Source organism: Arthrobacter sp. GAS37, assembly GCF_044908325.1.
In the GTDB taxonomy this organism is placed as follows: Bacteria; Actinomycetota; Actinomycetes; order Actinomycetales; family Micrococcaceae; genus Arthrobacter; species Arthrobacter ramosus.
The window spans coordinates 1-15,601 of record NZ_JBIYDB010000064.1 but is presented as its reverse complement, the minus strand read 5'-3'; the positions used below and the strand labels follow the sequence as shown (position 1 = coordinate 15,601).

Sequence of the window (15,601 nt, the reverse complement as noted above, 5' to 3'; positions counted from 1 at the left end):
GTGGCGAACACGGCCACCGGTTCCGGGACGCCCCCGAACGGGCCGCCGGTCACCCCGGCCCCGCCGTCCACGGACACCCCGCTGACCCCGGCGCCGGGCTTGTCGTTCTCAAAGACCGCGGACGCGTCCGCGGTGGGCTCACCTGCTGTGGCCGGGGACGTCATTACCTATCACTTCACGGCCCAGAACATCGGGAACGTGACGTTGAAGGGCGTTGTGATCGCGGATCCGATGGCTGGTCTTTCGGCCCTGGTCTACACGTGGCCGGGGACCCCGGGGACGTTGTTGCCGGGCCAGGCGGTCACGGCCACGGCGACGTACGCGATCACGCAGGCCGATATCGATGCCGGGCATGTGGCGAACACGGCCACCGGTTCCGGGACGCCCCCGAACGGGCCGCCGGTCACGCCGCCCCCGGCGCACACTGACACCCCGCTGTCCTCGGGGGCCGGCCTGTCGTTCTCAAAGACGGCAGATGCGTCGGCTGTGCATTCGCCGGCTGTGGCCGGGAACGTCATTATCTATCACTTCGCGGCCCAGAACACGGGCAACGTGACGTTGAAGGGCGTAGTGATCGCGGATCCGATGGCTGGTCTTTCGGCCCTGGTCTACACGTGGCCGGGGACCCCGGGGACGTTGTTGCCGGGCCAGGCGGTCACGGCCACGGCCACGTATACGGTCACGCAGGCCGATATTGATGCCGGGCATGTGGGGAACACGGCCACGGCCACGGGCACACCGCCCACCGGCCCGCCTGTCACCCCGCCCCCCGCACGGGTTGTGGTGACGTTCCCTGTCGTCCCTGTTCAGGGTTCCCGGACGGGACCGCTGGCGTTCACCGGGATGACCCTGACGGCGGTACCGATCGCGCTGGCATTGTTTGCCGGTGGCCTCGTGTTCGTTTTGCTGAGCCGGCGGCGTCGTTCCCGACGGTAATGCCGCGTTTGTGCCGGGGGTTGTGGAGCGTACGATCCCCGGCATGGAGTCTTTGTAGGTAATGAAAGAGAAAGTAAGAAATCCAATGAATAAGACATTTTCAGGTCTGCTCGGCACCATCGTTCTCGCGGGCGCCCTGGCGGGGTGTACTTCCTCAGGCGGGGACAGCGGGCAAGCTGCGCCGGAAAAGACCATGACAACCCAACCCGCGACCACAGAGAAGCCTACGGCCTCAAATCCCGGCAAGGGAATCATTGGTTCAACGACCATGACTTCCTGCGACAAGACGGCCGGGACCGTGGTTGCCAAGGGCACGGCCACTATGCCGGCGGACACCCAAGGTGAAGTGCAGATCTCGGTCAGCTGGGTGGATCCGGCAACCTCGGCTGTACTTGTGAAAGGCACAGAGATACTCAAAGATGCCGTGCCCCTGAAACCGAAGGACTGGAGCATTTCGGCGAAGCTCGAGACGCCTCCAGCCGACGTCAGTTGTGTCCTGGGCGCGACCGTGCTCCCGCCGTCCTAGCCTCCGAAGCCCGGCGGTCACGCGAACGGGCGGGGCGGGTCGGCCCGGGGCAGGATTTGCCTGGCGGAGTGCCCGCACGGACAGTGAAGTCCGTTGCGGGGGCGCACACGAATGCATCTCAGTCATGCCCGGGCATGACGGAGATCGCCTGGTGCTGCTGAGGCGCGTCGAAATTGAGGATCCGTGGAACGTTCTATTTGCGATAACGAGGATTGTTTGGACGGTTGGGTCTGGGTTCAGACCGGCGACTTCCCGGAGCCGTGTCCCAACCGGCACGAGCAGCAAGACGCGGATGGAGGAGCAGCAGGGCGGCAGGGCCCGGACGCCCAGGGACGTGTCAGCGGCCCGGACGATCAGACCCATGCGCCGATTTCCTTCGCCCGGCGAATAGTCATTGCCTTGGGCCTTTCATGAATTAACAGGCTGTAGTCGGCGACGAGGCGCTCACTGGGAGCCCCCGGGCAGCCCTGGTACAAGGAACCCACGGAGGCGGACGGCTCCCGGCCTGGCCCGCCTGAAGAACCCCGGGCCAGGCAACGTCCGGTCCTTGACCTGTCAGTGCCGGGATGTCTGGATCCTGCGCGGTGCGCGACGGATATGCATGCTGTGGGCACGTTTAGCGGACGGTTGTGCCCCGGCAGACCCCGGCAACAACGCCGGGATCGCTGCCCGATGGCTCAACCGGCTGAACCGCACGAGGCGGATCGCGATGCCAAGGGGAGGCAGCAAAAGCAGCATCACGACGAAACTTACCGCTGCGCAGGCCCAGATGATGACCAGGACCAAGGCCATGATGAGGATCTGTGCGTCTACTGGATCGGGACTTGCCAGGTTGAACGGCAAAGACGCGATGGTGATGTGGTTCATTGCTCATCTCCTGGGCTGACAGTTTGAGGTCCCGCATAAAGGTCTGCGCCCTCTGAAATTAAGTGCAGATGAGGCCCTAAACGTGTCGCCAAACCTGCCCGGGTCAGTGCTGCGGGGCGGAGAAGCAGAACCTGCCACCGACCTAACGATTCCGGGGAACATCGGCACAGACTGTGTGGGTCCGGGTCAGTTCTCCGGTGTCCGGTGCACATGCTTGGTCGGTGGCCGGGTAGGTGAGGACCTGAAGACGGTCAATTTTGCGACGGTCGCGGTCCGTGGCCACGAGCAGAGGAGGACCTCGCTCCACCGGTGCCGGCGCCCCGTTCCATGCGGCTGGCGCGCCGGGACCATCCGGTGAAACCGGATCCGGCTGGTCTCGGGCCTGGGTGGCCGTCCCTGCACATAACCCGGCATTACAGACAAAGGTCCGGGATCCGCGACACGATCCCAGGCCCGGCGCTACTAGATTGACGAAGACGAAACGACCGGAGTCCGGGATGACCGGCTACAACGAACCAAAGACTCCGCACGGTGGATCATGCCCATATTGACCGGAATTGCCACGGAGCACCTGCCCGCGACAGTGGACGAAACACGGGTCCCGGGGACCGGCTCCCGGCGCGCGGATCGCGATGCTTTGATGCGCACGCCTGACGAGCTCCCTGGAGCATTTCCAGAACGGGGCCTGCGGTCCTGCCCTCTTACCTGAGGAGAAATATGAGAATGATGAGGCACGAGCCGGAGGGCCGTGTTCACGGATCACCGGAGCCGGGTCGTTCTTGGCGGCGGTCGCCCCGGTCCCGGTTGGTGCTCATCCGGATCACGGGTTCCCTAGTGATGGCTGCCTCGGCCGTGGCCGTCTTCGCCGCCGGGATACTGGCGGGTCAGACGATCGAACACGCAAATTCTTCCAGTGCGGCATTCCGGGAGCCGGGAAGGGAATACCGGTCAGCGGTCCCGCAATGTTCGCTGAACATCACCGGAGGCCCGTTCGATACTGTGTCCCGTGGAACCCCCGGGTGGAACGAGGTCATGGCTTCGGTGATCGACGCCGGCAGCGAAGGCTTTGATTGCGTCCCTGATGCCGACGGCATCTGGACAGGCACGGCCCCGCTGAGGAACCCTGGCATTGCCTCTGTCACCTACACCCTGTCCGCGCTGATCACCGACGGGAACTCGCCGTCGGCAGTTGCGTCCTCCGACACGGTGATCGTTGAGCTTAGGCCCGGCGAAACACGGACGATGACCCTCGCAAATTTCCGCTATAGTTCCCGGTGATCCCGCTGGATGCAGCTTGGGGTTCTTGTTGGTCTCCGGCATGGTGTTCGCGGCCATCGATCCCGGGATGAGCGCCGCGCGGCGGAGCCGGTCAGAAAGTTCCTTGCTGGTTTTGCGGGCTGCTGCCGGGATTCCACCGGAATGAGGTGGGGGTTGCAGTTGAGCGCTTCGATGAATTGGCCGTGCGCTGCAGAATGATCAGTAGAAAGGAACGGAAGTCGCGGCCGGGTCCGCCGCCTTCCAGGCTTCAGAAACAAACCGTCGATCCGACCCCACCGGTGTATACGTGGATGGCCGCGATGTGCCTCTTATGTCATTGATTCCGGTTCATCAGGTGCACGAGCAATGCCAGCTCTGGGTTTTCCGGGTACCGCGAGACGGTCCGTCTCAGCTCTGCCCGTGCTTGCTCGTATTCGGGTTCGGTGCTGTTCAGGACCTCGTTGATGATTGATTGCGCCTGCCCGCGCAGGATCGCGGCACTCTCCGCGGCATCAGCTGCCGTGGAAGTGTCAGGCTCTCCTGCCGGCTCAAAAGCTCCGAGCCCTTCGGACGCTGCCCGCTCTAACGATTGCCAAGATACCGGTCAGCCCAGTCCGGACCGGCCCCGTTTCCAGTCTAGGCAGCGGACATCGGAAAAGACGACGGTCTGTCGCTCCCGGATTTCCAAGGCCGGGGATTCAGATGTCCGGTCGTTCTGTGAGTTTCGCGGCGATGAGCTCTGCGGCAGGCCCTCGCGCTTTGTGCCGGGAGTTCACCGGGGCTCCGACGTCGTAGAGGCGGGCATCGCCGAGGGAGGCGATGAATTCCAGTGTCGAGGTCCGTCGGCCTTCGGTCCGGTCAGCCTTCCGGATTGATGAATGGCCCCCATCGCACCGGGCGAGTTCCCCGCGTATGCCATGACGGAGCCCTGGTGGCGGGAGTTCAGCCGGGTAACGGCCGAAGCATGGGCGTGGACATTGTCCTGGGCAACCCATCGGTTCTCGTTGGCCAAACGCCCTTCCCGGTTGCCCACGCATACAGCTCGTTGTTCCTGAGCTGATTATGGGGTTTAAATTCACCGGGTCCCGGAAGATTTCCGAGAAATGCAGGCCTGGCACGGGTCCCTTGCCAGGTCCTCAGCCTGAGCTCCGCCGGGACCGTGGGGCCCGGCTCCGGTCTGCGGGGAGGCCGGGCATGATCACGGCTGGTCGTGGCGTACTTCTGCCGGGGTGAGTCCTACGAACCGGCGCGGACGCGGGGCGGCGAAACAGGCCGTCGGCCGGCACGGTCTTAGGCAAACGCTACAAGACGCCGGTGTCGTCGACGGTCCGGGTCGTGGTGCTATTCCCGGGCGCCTGTGCCGGTGTTGTTGCGTCGGCGCTTCTGGCCGGCGCGCAGCTGCAGGATCCGTGCACTCCCGGCGATAGCCACGAGGATCCCGCCTCCGACGGCGGCGATGAAGAAAGCCACACCCTGGGCGAGGCGGCCCTCCCAGCCGAGGAACCTGACCGTGATCACGTCCTGGTTCTGGATGAAGAAGACAATCAACAGGACCAGAACGACGAGACTGACCCCTACGGCTGACCAGATGACCGCAGCCCGGGTGACATGTGGCTTCTGGACCGCGGCCGGGGCCGGGCCGGCCTCCCGGGCGGAGGGCTGCGGGTCCGATGGTTCAGGCGTCTTGCCGGGCTGCGGTGCGTTCTCTGAGCTCATACCGCCATTGTCACCCGGCCAAGGGCCCATCAGAGCCATCCACGCATCATGTCTTGGTGCCGGTCACGGTCATGGGCGTTCTGGTCCTGGGTGAAGGAGTGCGCCCGCCGGGACAAGGTTCCGGCGTTAGCAGTGAACCCGAAAATCAGCGGTTCTGGGATCCCGGCCCGATCGATGAACCATGGCTTCGCCTCGCCGCCGTCATCGGAGCCGGTGTCGGCGCAGGCCTGGGAACCGGGTGCCCATACGCCTCGAAGAATTGCACCATGGCGCTGGTGTCACCTGCCGGAAGGCGTGGGGCAGGTGGCACGGTTCCGTTATCGGCAAACCCCCGACGGGAGGTACCCGGTGATGGTGAGGAGTGAGTGAACCAGGACTGACTTGGCGCGAAGGACACAATCCCGGGTTGTTCCAGGCGCCCTGTGGATAGGAAAGAATGCGGCCAAGTGCTGGTCCCTGACCGCACTCTCCTCGCCGGGCTCTCCGGACCCGGCGGTGGGGGGCTGGGCGGGTACCTCGCACGTATACACCGCCCGGAGCCCAGCCTGGCAAGCGACTCAGGAGAATTCGGCACGGGCGCCTTCCCAGCGCACCGCTCTTCGCCTATCGCGTGTCAGGCAATAACTTAGTGGGCGCCAGGCCAGGATCGTGTCGCGAAGCGCGCCGACTACCCGACGGGACTGAGCGGCGGGGTTACCGCTGGTCAGCCATGTCGGCCCGGTTTTCGGCCGGTGCGGCGGCCAGGACATGAAACGTACGGTGATCCGTATTCAGGGCTCCTGTGGAGTCGGAGCAGGTGCCTCCGGTGGAAGGCCCCGGGATTCACAGGACCGACCCGCTCGTGGGTCCCGAACAAGACTATTGAAACTGTCGCTTCAAAAGATCAAATTTTCGCAACACACTTTGCCGCAGGCCGGTACTTAAAACATACAAGCACTTGATCTGCGTATAGGTCGGGTGCGCGGGACGGGTTCACAAGCCCGAATGAATTTCCCACCAAGCGGACTAGAAAGGGGGCTTCAAATGCTCGATCTTCTCCAGCGGCGCACCGGAAAAGTTACAAGCGGATCAATGACTTTGAAGAACGGATTCCTCGGGAAGGGGATGACTTATGAGCTATTTTTTGTCCATACACAAGACGATACGGCGTAAAGGCCTGACAGCATCGATAGTGCGTGTTGCCGGGCTTGCATTGGCCGCTTTGTGTGTTTTGGCCACAACTGCGCTCGTTGGGGTTTCGCCGGCGAGTGCGGACCAGCTGCCGTCGACCGGGGCGGGGAACACGCTCACCTTTCCCTCCGGAGTGACGGTTACGGCGACGACAAGCGGGCCCGGCGGTATCACAATTCCTGCTTCAAACAACGGATTCGGTACTACCAACGGCTATGGCTACACGGCCGGCGATTGGACGCCTACCGTTCCGGACCAGAGCCCTGCATTCACGGCGAGTGTTCCCGGGAACAACACACTTTGCCCGGACTACGGACAATGTTCGGGCCTGGGCACGATCACTTTCACCTTTTCCCAGCCAGTGCTCAATCCGAGCATGCACATTAATGAGCTAGGGTCGATCGCTTCGAATTCAAGCTGTGTCAACGGTGTGTGTACGGCGACAACGAACAATACGGCGGCAAATCTGACCTTGGTTACTCCGGGTGTCACGATGGCGGTGGCCTCGGGTACCAATTTGCAGATCGTCGGCGGCAACACGATCCAGACAATCACCGACACGTACAACTTGAGCTGCTCGACGGTGAACGCGCCGCCGGGCTGCGGCACCGTGACGTTTACCGGATTGGTGACCTCGCTGACGTTCAACGTCGGGTCTATCACGGCGCTGAATTCGGGAACTCCGGCTCAACTGCACGCTACGGACAGCTTCCCCATCAGCTTTACCATCCCCGATGTCCCCGCCCCTGCGGTTTCGCTGGCGAAGTCCGTCGCCGAAACGGCCCTGACGGGAGCCGGGCAGGTTCTGAACTACTCCTTTCTCGTGACAAACACTGGGAACGTGACTCTGGCCCCGGTGACGGTCTCCGAGACGGCGTTCTCAGGCACGGGCACTGCCCCGGTGATCAGTTGCCCTGCAGGCGCAGCCTCTCTCGCGCCGGGGGCCTCGGTGACTTGTGTGGCTACATATACCGTGACGCAGGCAGATACCAACTCGGGGAGTGTAACGAACACCGCCGTGGCCACGGGCACACCGGCCACAGGCGCCGCGGTGACATCCGCGCCCTCAACCGCCACGGTAACCGGTCCCGGGCTCGGCGCACCAATGGTTGACCCTTTGGTCGGGAGCGGTGTTTTGGCGACCGTTTTGGCCGTCGGCGGGGCGATTCTCCTGGTGCGTCGTCGTAACCGGCAATCCGCCTAGATTCATGGCTCCCGTTCCAGCGGCAGGCTGCCGGATGTTGTTCTGCGGTGCGATGGGTAAGGATGCCGTGATATTTCCAGGATCCAGGTAGTACATCGCCGTGTCGTGCGCGCCCAGAAAGCAGTCTGCCGCCCGGACGGGAGGCGGCGGGTTTCGATCGGGTCCAAATCAGTGGTCGTCCGGGGCACGTCGATCAACACTTGGCGGCGGCGGTTACACCAATCGATGAGGAGGATCACCAATCCGTATTGTGCCCGGACCGGGTCGTTCAATTTTGGTTCTTCGACGGGGCCGGGGGAGAGATGAGTTCAGGAGTTGTAAATATGGGCATTAGTGCGAAGAACCCCGTTGGGGGAAACAAAGAAGCGGACCAGGCCCGCTGGAAGCAGCCGTCTGTGAAAAAAGTAAGAAGGAGAAGAATCAATGAGTTCGATCACCAAACGACGCGTCAGGTGGGTCGTCGCGCCCTTGCTGGCGGCGGCATCCATTGCCGTGGCATCGCCGGCCTTCGCCACCACATTCATCGGACAGAACCAGCCCACCGTGGTCCAGGCTGTCCAGGGTTCGACCGCGACGCTGGACTGGACGTACAAGAACACGGGAGGGTCGGGCACCCTCCCTCCGTCGGGTGGAACCATGACCTTCAATGCTCCGGCGGGTACGACATTCCCTGCCCAGTCCACCGTTCCGACGTCCTACTCCTCGGACGGGACAACCTTTGGAGCGAACAACGCCACTCTGACCGGGTGCACGGTGGGTGGTGGAGGGACCACGCTCAGCTGCAACATTACGTCGGCCAACGGCGGGAACAGCGGCTGGCCGGCCAACGGGTACTTCCGGTTTAGCCCCACAGTGGCAGTGAGCCCGACGGCGACCCCCGGAACGTTCTCTGCAGCGGCCTCGATGCAGTTCACCGACCCCAATCCCAGTGGCAACAACTACACCATCACCAACGGCACGCTGGACGTGAACATCGTGCAGTCCGCTTCGACCCCGATGGTTGACCCGCTGGTCGGTCTCAGCGCCGGGGTTCTCGTTGTGGGAACGGGCGCCGCAGTGGTCCTCAAGCGTCGCCGGCGTGCCGGCGACGGAGTTTAAGGGCTCTGATGGCGTACGGATCAGGAGGTCCCAGCATCGGCGGCGGAGGTGGAATCATCACCGCGGCCGGCGGCGGAGTAGCAGGAGCGGGATCGCTGGCCTACACCGGTTTCCAATCATTCTCCATCGCACTGATCGCGGCTGCGCTGATCCTCGGCGGTGTTCTGCTGTTCAGGATCGCGGCAATCCGCGCACCCAAGGCCCCGGAGGACACCGCAGCCTGAAAGCTGTGATCCCTGACGGGACCGAAGGTTCCAAACGTCCGGGGAGACGCAGCTCGCCCGTCCGCACGGTGGAGTACTCGTGGACGAGCGGGAAGCGTTCCCGGATTGCGCACCTTCCGGCCTCCTTCCGGAGGGAGCGCGTTTCTGCCGAACCGGCAGAGGGTGCGGCCGGGCCACGCCATGTGGCCGGCCGCACTTCTTACTCCGAAAGCACAGCACGTCGCGGACAGTTACTTGCCGCTTGGACAGGTGAACCCAGAAAGGGAGTCATGAGCGAGGAAGAGGGCAAGCGGCTCTTTGTAGTCGGGGTGGGGGCGGACAGCTATTGGCAGCGCCCGACGAACCGCTACCCAGGCTGCACCTGCCCGCCGTGGCGGTATCACCCGAGGTACCCCAAACCCACAGACCCTCGGTGTGCCGAACACGGGGGCCCAAAGACGGCGTGACCCGCGTATCGGCGGCGATGCGTCTCGGCAGGCCGGTGAACGTCCCGGTATAGGCGGCTTTCAGAAGTCTTCGACGGACGACCATCACTATGGCGCCCACGAGGTTGTTGTTTTTTATCTCCCTCCCAGAGGGAAGCCACTCACCGGCGCGCCAGGCACTTTCAACATCACGGGCGCAGCAGCGATGCTGCGGGAGCAAAACGGATGGGATCGGCAGGCATGCGAGGCACAGGCGGGTTTCGGGTCTTGGCAATAGGTGCTCACGCGGCACTCTCTGTGGCTATTTCCTTTCATTAATTTACTGATCATGGGGGTCTCAAAGCATGACCATGTTCTGGGCGACAACGAACGCCTTGGCGACTTTCGTCATGGCACTCTCGGCCGCCTACTTCTTTCTGAACGTCGGAATGGGCATAAGTCAACTCCGCCGCGACAAGACATCTTTGGGCTATCAAAGCCATTTCATCTATGGAAAGCCTTTCGAACCCATCCCCGGCAAAGCCATGTTGACCGGTTACGTCACGTATTTCATGGTGGCGTGCCTGAACGAGAAAGCCGTCATCGCCTCCACGGTAGCGGGGCTCCTGCATCCGGGGGGAAAGGCGCGCATTGTGGTCATCGACGACGGAAGCGAGGACCGCACGGGTGCCCTCGCCCGTGAAGCAGGCCAGGGGCAGGTCATCCTCGTCCGCCGGAACCTCCCGGACGCAAGGAAGGGCAAAGGTGCTGCGCTGAACGCAGGTTTTGCCCGCCTCCTGGCCGACGTTGCCGACCAACAGCTCGACCCGGACAAGGTCATTGTCTGTGTCATGGATGCCGACGGACAGCTCTCCGAGGGCGCCATGACAGAGGTGCTGCCCGTTTTCGAGGATCCTGAGGTCGGGGGCGTCCAGCTGGCTGTGAGGATCCGGAACCGAGCCACAAATTTTCTGCTCCGCTTCCAGGACTACCAATTCTGGTCCCAGTCCGCGCTGACACAGTTCGGCCGCATGCGAACAAACAGCGTCAGCCTCGGCGGGAACGGGCAATTCGCCCGGCTCAGCGCTCTTTTGGAGGTCGGTGACAGCCCGTGGTCGGCTTCCTTGACGGAGGATCTTGATCTGACCGTCAGCATGGCCACGCGCGGCTGGAAAACCAGTTCCACCCCGCTGGCCGCCGTCGACCAGCAGGGGGTCGAGACGTTCAGGGCGCTGCTGAAGCAGCGTACGCGCTGGTACCAGGGACACATGCTGACTGCCAAGAGACTGCCCGATATCCTCCGATCAACGAAGATGAGCCACGCTGCTTCCATTGAGATGACCCTCTACGTCCTGGTTCCGTGGATCTTCGACCTGCCCTGGTCCGTCCTGTACCACCTGGTGCTGATCGAGCTGGCCTTCATGTTCGGAAGCGTCAACATCACCCAATGGGGCATCGGTTCCGTGGCGGTCTACGCCGTCGTCTGGTACCTCCTGGGGTTCTGGCCGGCGCTGCTGACAGCCGCCGTGGCCTACCGGCGGGACCACACCCTGGGCTTATTCGGAGCACTCAAGATGGGCCACGCATTCGTGATCACCAACTACCTCTCCTATGCCTGTGTCTGGCGCGCCCTCTACCGGATCGTCCGCGGGCAGCATGGATGGACCAAAACGGCCCGGACGGCCGAACCAGGCCCCAGAACGAGATCCGTTTCCGAAAACCACCCGAACGTACTAGGTCAGGCCCACTCATGAGCATTGCAATCAACCGCCGATTCGCGGCGCCTCTGACTCCCATTTCGCCCGCCTTGCGGACTTTCCGCTGGCTGTTGGGGCTGGGGCTGCTGGCAGGGGTTGCCTTTCTCTTCGTGAACGCCACTGAATTCCGGACCACGGAAGCCCGGGTCCTGGCCTCCTGGCTGAACCCCCTCATCAATGGGGGCGTCAGACCTCATGACACGCACTTCCTGGTGTACCTGCCCGGGCACCAACTGATCGCTTTCGATATCACCATGGAATGCACCGCGCTGCTGCTGGTGTCCCCACTCGCCGTAGTCAGCGCCCTCATGCTGATGTTCACACGGGTCGGGTCGCTGCGCGCCATCTGTGCCTTCGCGGTGTCCGCGATCGTCACGTTCGTCATCAACCAGCTCCGTCTGGGACTGATCGCGTGGACGACCCAGACCTGGGGAATGGATTTCGGCTACGCCATCGGGCACCGCTTCATCGGATCCCTGATAGCCCTGGCCGCCTTCGCCCTCGGCTTCCTGATCCTTCTGTGGATCACGCTCAAACCAAACAAACGCTCCAAAGCCCGGCGATCGGCCGGACACCGGAGACAACCCTGAACCACCGCCACCGGGCGGCGAACCCAGCCCACCATAAGAACCGGTGCCACCGCACCATCCAAGGAGCATGAAGTGATCGATTCCGACGTCGCAGTCGTCATGGGCACGCGACCCGAAATGATCAAGCTAGCGCTCGTCGTCCGGCATCTGGGCGAGCGTGCGCGGCTGATCCACACCGGGCAGCACTTTGACGATGAACTCTCCGGCCAGGTACGCAAACACTTGGGTCTCCCGGCTCCGGACGTCGTCCTCGAAGGAGTCGGCGGGCAGAACCGGGCCACGCAGATCTCCACCTGCATGAAAGCCCTCGCCGAGGAATTTGAGCGCAACAAGCCATCAGTTGTGGTTGTCCAAGGTGACACGAACACCGTCTCGGCGGCTGCCCAGGCCGCCAACTACGCCGGAATCCCGGTCATCCATGTCGAAGCCGGGCTGCGGTCCCATGACCGGGCGATGCCCGAAGAAATCAACCGGCTCGTGGCCGGGACACTCGCGGACGTCCACTGCGCCGCCACCGTGAGCAACCGCAAGAACCTGTTTTTCGAAGGCGTTGACTCCAACCGGATCGCAGTCACCGGAAACACCATCGTCGAAGCCACCGAAGCGTCCTTGGCCTGGGCGGACAGCTTCGCCGGTCCCGCCGGCCGGATCAACCTGCCGTGGAGCGAGGGCCGGGAGTACGTACTGGCCACCGTCCACCGACCCGAAAACACCGACACCAGGCAAGCCCTTGAACGGATACTGTCCGGACTTGCCGAGATAGCCGTGCCCATGTTGTTCGTCGCCCACCCACGCACCCGCGCCGCGATGCGGAAGTTCGGACTCGAGCACCACGCCGATCGCTTATCAATTGTCGACTCGGTGCCGCACCACGAATTCCTGCGTCTGGCCCGCTCGGCGAGCTTGCTGGTTTCGGACTCCGGCGGACTGCAGGAAGAATGCACCGTGCTGAAGAAGCCTCTGCTTGTCGTAAGGCGCAGCACCGAAAGGCCTGAGTCCATTGAGGCCGGGTTCGCACAGTTGCTCACTCCTGGAGAGAGCATCAGCCACGCCGCCAACCATCTCTTGACCGGCAACCGGGAACAGACACTGGCTTCCGTCCCGTCTCCCTACGGTGACGGCATGGCCAGCGACCGCATTGCGGCCATCGCCGTCAGGATTGCGGACGGTGCAACGCCTGCAGAGGCGATCGCCGAGGCTGCGTCCCGGTATCCCCTCACGATCGCGTCCCGTTTCCACGACGGACTCGTCGACGCAAGCCTGGCAGAAACGGTGCCCAAATGGGAGTGGATGTAATCCTCCCGCCCGGCAGGGACAGCCCGTCCGGATGCCACACCCTCACCCAGCAGAAGGACCAGACGTATGACCACCCAGCTCTCGCCAGAACAGCCGCCCCGGCAGGCGGCCCCCGGTCAGTCCCCGGGCACCACCACGGCACCAATCCTTGGCCAGGAACCGGGCCAGTCCGCCACCCTGCGATCACGCCCCGAAGCGACACCACACAAGCCCCTTCCGGCGGGAACCCAGACAGTACCGTTCCTTGCTGAAGTACTTATCGCCGCAGCAGGCTCGCTGATCTTGTGGTGGGGTGCCGAAGGACGTGGAGTCATCCACGCCAACCAGCTCAGCACCACCATCTTCATCGCGGCATTGACCGCCCTCATGGCAGTCCGGGGCTTCATTCTGGCCATGCTGAAAACCTCCCCGACAACACCGGAATCGTTGCCGGCCGCTACCCGCTGGCTAGCCACGATACGAAACATCGCACTGGTAGTCCTGGCCATCTATTCGACGGCCCTGAACGACTACATGGCCCAGTGGATCATTGCCTTCGCCGCAATCGCCATGGCCGCCACCAGCCTCGCGGGGTTGGCGCTGGCCATCATCCGCCAGGACGCTCCAGGGGAGATCACCTCACGATTCCTGAACTCCGGCGCAGGCATTCTCGCGATGGTCTTCACCCAATCGATTCACGGATGGGACCCCCAATTCATCTCCACGCTGGTCTCCCTCACCCTGGTCCCGGCCTTCTTCGCGTGGTCACTCACCAAGACCATCCGCCAGGACTAGTTGCGCCGGTACCGGGCACGGTATACAAGGCGCAGCCCCAACCGCCACTCGCTCTGCCGTGTGAAAGGAAACAGCAGACCGAACGGAAACGCAGCCGGCAGCAGGCCGGGGCGTTTAGCACCATTTGGCTCAGCGGCCCCTCTGCTGGGCTGAAACCCTCGAAAGGGAAACGATGAAAACAACGAAGTCAGTGCCGCAACCCGCCCGGCCGGGGGAGGCGGAATCACCGCCGGCACCTACGCGCCCGGCGAAACCAACGCCTTCATTTACGCCGTCGAACAGGGAAACAACACCACCACCTCCCAGACGTTCACCGGCCAGGTGACCTTCAATGCTCCACAGTTCTCAACGTTCAACTTAGCCGCGGCGACCGTGCAGACCTTCGACGCAACCACCGGCACCTACAGCGCCACAACGACGATCACCGGATGCGTGCTCAGCTCCGGGAACACCGTCCTGACCTGCCCGGCGACCAGCGTCACCGTTCCGGCCAGCTCCGCCACCGCCACGTCCACGGCCTACTTCTCTGCCCCATCCCTGACCATCTCCTCCTCAGCCCCATACAACACGACCCTCACCGGATCGGAGACGCTCACGGCCACCGGGAATCCCGAGATGGGGGGAGGGACCGTGACAGTCGGGTACACAACTGCCGCCTCGGCTTCGACCCCGATGATCGATCCGATCGCAGGCGGTGGCCCTCTCGCCGGCGCATCCGCGATCGCCGGCGGGGTGTGGCTTGTCCGCAAGCGCAGGACGGCCGCGACAGCCTGACCAGGCTCATGCGCGCGGTACGCCCTCGAGCCCGCGAGCGGAATCCGAGGCCCTTCGAAAACACCGGCCCCGTATTCCCCTCGCACAACCGGGCCCGCCCACGGTCGCCTTGCATGCCCAATACTCCTGAGCGTGTCCCCAGGGGCAATCTAGGTGTGGCTGGGTTCTGGCTCCGGGAACGGAAGAGTCACCGACCTGAAGGTTCTGTTTGAGGATGAAGAGAACGACGTCGAGGTCGAGCGCGAATTTGAGACCAGGGATCTGCTTGCCCGCGGTGATGTCTTCGATCAGACGCGCCCGCACCTGAACGAGATAGGTAGTAATGGCCACCGTACCGGCGGATGCTCAATCAGTCGGTACGGTGGCCACTATTCCAAGGATAGGACCTGTATCTCCTGGTCCCGTGCGCGGGTAAGCCCTGTGAAGGCGCCCGCGATGAGAGTTTGCTGATGCGCCGGACCTGGCTATGGTCAAAGCCCTCCGGTCCGGCCGTTGGCTTGCCGGTTCGGGGTTTCCGTACAGCCGTTGGCGCTAAGGATGTTCCGGAATGGGTTTGGTGGTTTGGATGTTGCGATAGATGGTCATGGGGGTGACGGCGCAGGAGGCTGCGATTTCGGCCATGGTGAATTGTCGGGCGTCGTTCATGCGCTGGGCCTTGTTGATGAGCTCGCGGGTCATTTTTGGGTGTGCGTCCGCCTTTGCGTCCTCTCGCCCTGGCGGCGATGAGCCCGGCCTGGGTGCGTTCGTGGAGGAGGCGGCTTCGTATTCGGCCATAAGTGCGAACATTCCGAAGACGAGTTTGCCGTGTGCGGTAGTTGTGTCCACGATCCCGTTGGTCAGTGATTGGACGCCGACGCCGCGGCCAAACTCAACCACACCTAGATTGCCCCTGGGGACACGCTCAGGAGTCCTGGGTTTCCCGTGAGTTCAGCCGGACTGAAGTGTTCTGAGCGGGAACTCACGGCATTTCGGGCCAGGATGGAAGGCTTCACGGTGGGTTCGCGGACC

The 15,601-nt window shown here is 63.3% G+C and carries 14 protein-coding genes and 1 pseudogene; 11 read left to right on the top strand and 4 right to left on the bottom strand.

Annotation, left to right across the window (positions count from 1 at the left end; all coding sequences use genetic code 11):
- Both ABH924_RS24090 and ABH924_RS24085 read left to right on the top strand, forming a co-directional pair.
- Window positions 1–936, top strand: a pseudogene (locus tag ABH924_RS24090) (hypothetical protein); the annotation flags it as partial.
- Window positions 937–1,021: 85 nt separating this feature from the next.
- Complete coding sequence (locus tag ABH924_RS24085) at window positions 1,022–1,462, top strand: hypothetical protein (RefSeq protein ID WP_404502956.1); 441 nt, start codon at window positions 1,022–1,024, stop codon at window positions 1,460–1,462.
- A 555-nt stretch (window positions 1,463–2,017) separates the two neighbouring features.
- Here the strand turns inward: ABH924_RS24085 and ABH924_RS24080 are convergent.
- Complete coding sequence (locus ABH924_RS24080; RefSeq protein WP_404502954.1) at window positions 2,018–2,329, bottom strand: hypothetical protein; 312 nt, start codon at window positions 2,327–2,329, stop codon at window positions 2,018–2,020.
- An 837-nt stretch (window positions 2,330–3,166) separates the two neighbouring features.
- On the opposite strand from ABH924_RS24080, the gene ABH924_RS24075 reads away from it, so the two are divergent.
- Complete coding sequence (locus ABH924_RS24075; protein ID WP_404502952.1) at window positions 3,167–3,607, top strand: hypothetical protein; 441 nt, start codon at window positions 3,167–3,169, stop codon at window positions 3,605–3,607.
- Between the two features lie 1,320 nt (window positions 3,608–4,927).
- Here ABH924_RS24075 and ABH924_RS24070 read toward each other — a convergent pair.
- Window positions 4,928–5,302, bottom strand: a complete 375-nt coding sequence (locus tag ABH924_RS24070; protein ID WP_404502950.1) for a lipopolysaccharide assembly LapA domain-containing protein — start codon at window positions 5,300–5,302, stop codon at window positions 4,928–4,930.
- Window positions 5,303–6,781: 1,479 nt separating this feature from the next.
- Entirely contained in the window at window positions 6,782–7,120 is a 339-nt protein-coding gene (locus tag ABH924_RS24065) for a hypothetical protein (RefSeq protein WP_404502948.1), read from the bottom strand.
- Here ABH924_RS24065 and ABH924_RS24060 point away from each other — a divergent pair.
- From ABH924_RS24060 to ABH924_RS24025, 8 genes are all read left to right on the top strand, one after another.
- Window positions 7,101–7,676, top strand: coding sequence for a hypothetical protein (locus tag ABH924_RS24060; protein WP_404502946.1), 576 nt, complete (start codon window positions 7,101–7,103; stop codon window positions 7,674–7,676). The genes ABH924_RS24065 and ABH924_RS24060 overlap by 20 nt on opposite strands.
- A gap of 423 nt (window positions 7,677–8,099) precedes the next feature.
- Window positions 8,100–8,774: a hypothetical protein gene (locus ABH924_RS24055; protein WP_404502944.1), complete on the top strand. Its 675-nt coding sequence runs from the start codon at window positions 8,100–8,102 to the stop codon at window positions 8,772–8,774.
- Between the two features lie 8 nt (window positions 8,775–8,782).
- Window positions 8,783–8,998 (top strand): hypothetical protein, encoded by a 216-nt coding sequence (locus tag ABH924_RS24050; protein WP_404502942.1) that lies wholly within the window; start codon window positions 8,783–8,785, stop codon window positions 8,996–8,998.
- A gap of 769 nt (window positions 8,999–9,767) precedes the next feature.
- Entirely contained in the window at window positions 9,768–11,156 is a 1,389-nt protein-coding gene (locus ABH924_RS24045; RefSeq protein WP_404502940.1) for a glycosyltransferase, read from the top strand.
- Window positions 11,153–11,749, top strand: coding sequence for an archaeosortase/exosortase family protein (locus ABH924_RS24040; protein WP_404502938.1), 597 nt, complete (start codon window positions 11,153–11,155; stop codon window positions 11,747–11,749). Before ABH924_RS24045 ends, ABH924_RS24040 begins: the two co-directional genes overlap by 4 nt.
- 72 nt (window positions 11,750–11,821) lie before the next feature.
- Window positions 11,822–13,045, top strand: coding sequence for a non-hydrolyzing UDP-N-acetylglucosamine 2-epimerase (gene wecB, locus ABH924_RS24035; RefSeq protein WP_404502936.1), 1,224 nt, complete (start codon window positions 11,822–11,824; stop codon window positions 13,043–13,045).
- 66 nt (window positions 13,046–13,111) lie between these two features.
- The gene (locus tag ABH924_RS24030) at window positions 13,112–13,819 is read left to right on the top strand and encodes a hypothetical protein (protein ID WP_404502934.1); all 708 of its coding nucleotides are present in this window, start codon (window positions 13,112–13,114) and stop codon (window positions 13,817–13,819) included.
- A 321-nt stretch (window positions 13,820–14,140) separates the two neighbouring features.
- Window positions 14,141–14,593 (top strand): hypothetical protein, encoded by a 453-nt coding sequence (locus ABH924_RS24025; protein ID WP_404502932.1) that lies wholly within the window; start codon window positions 14,141–14,143, stop codon window positions 14,591–14,593.
- Between the two features lie 531 nt (window positions 14,594–15,124).
- Here ABH924_RS24025 and ABH924_RS24020 read toward each other — a convergent pair.
- Window positions 15,125–15,469, bottom strand: coding sequence for a hypothetical protein (locus ABH924_RS24020; RefSeq protein ID WP_404502930.1), 345 nt, complete (start codon window positions 15,467–15,469; stop codon window positions 15,125–15,127).
- Window positions 15,470–15,601: the final 132 nt, after the last annotated feature.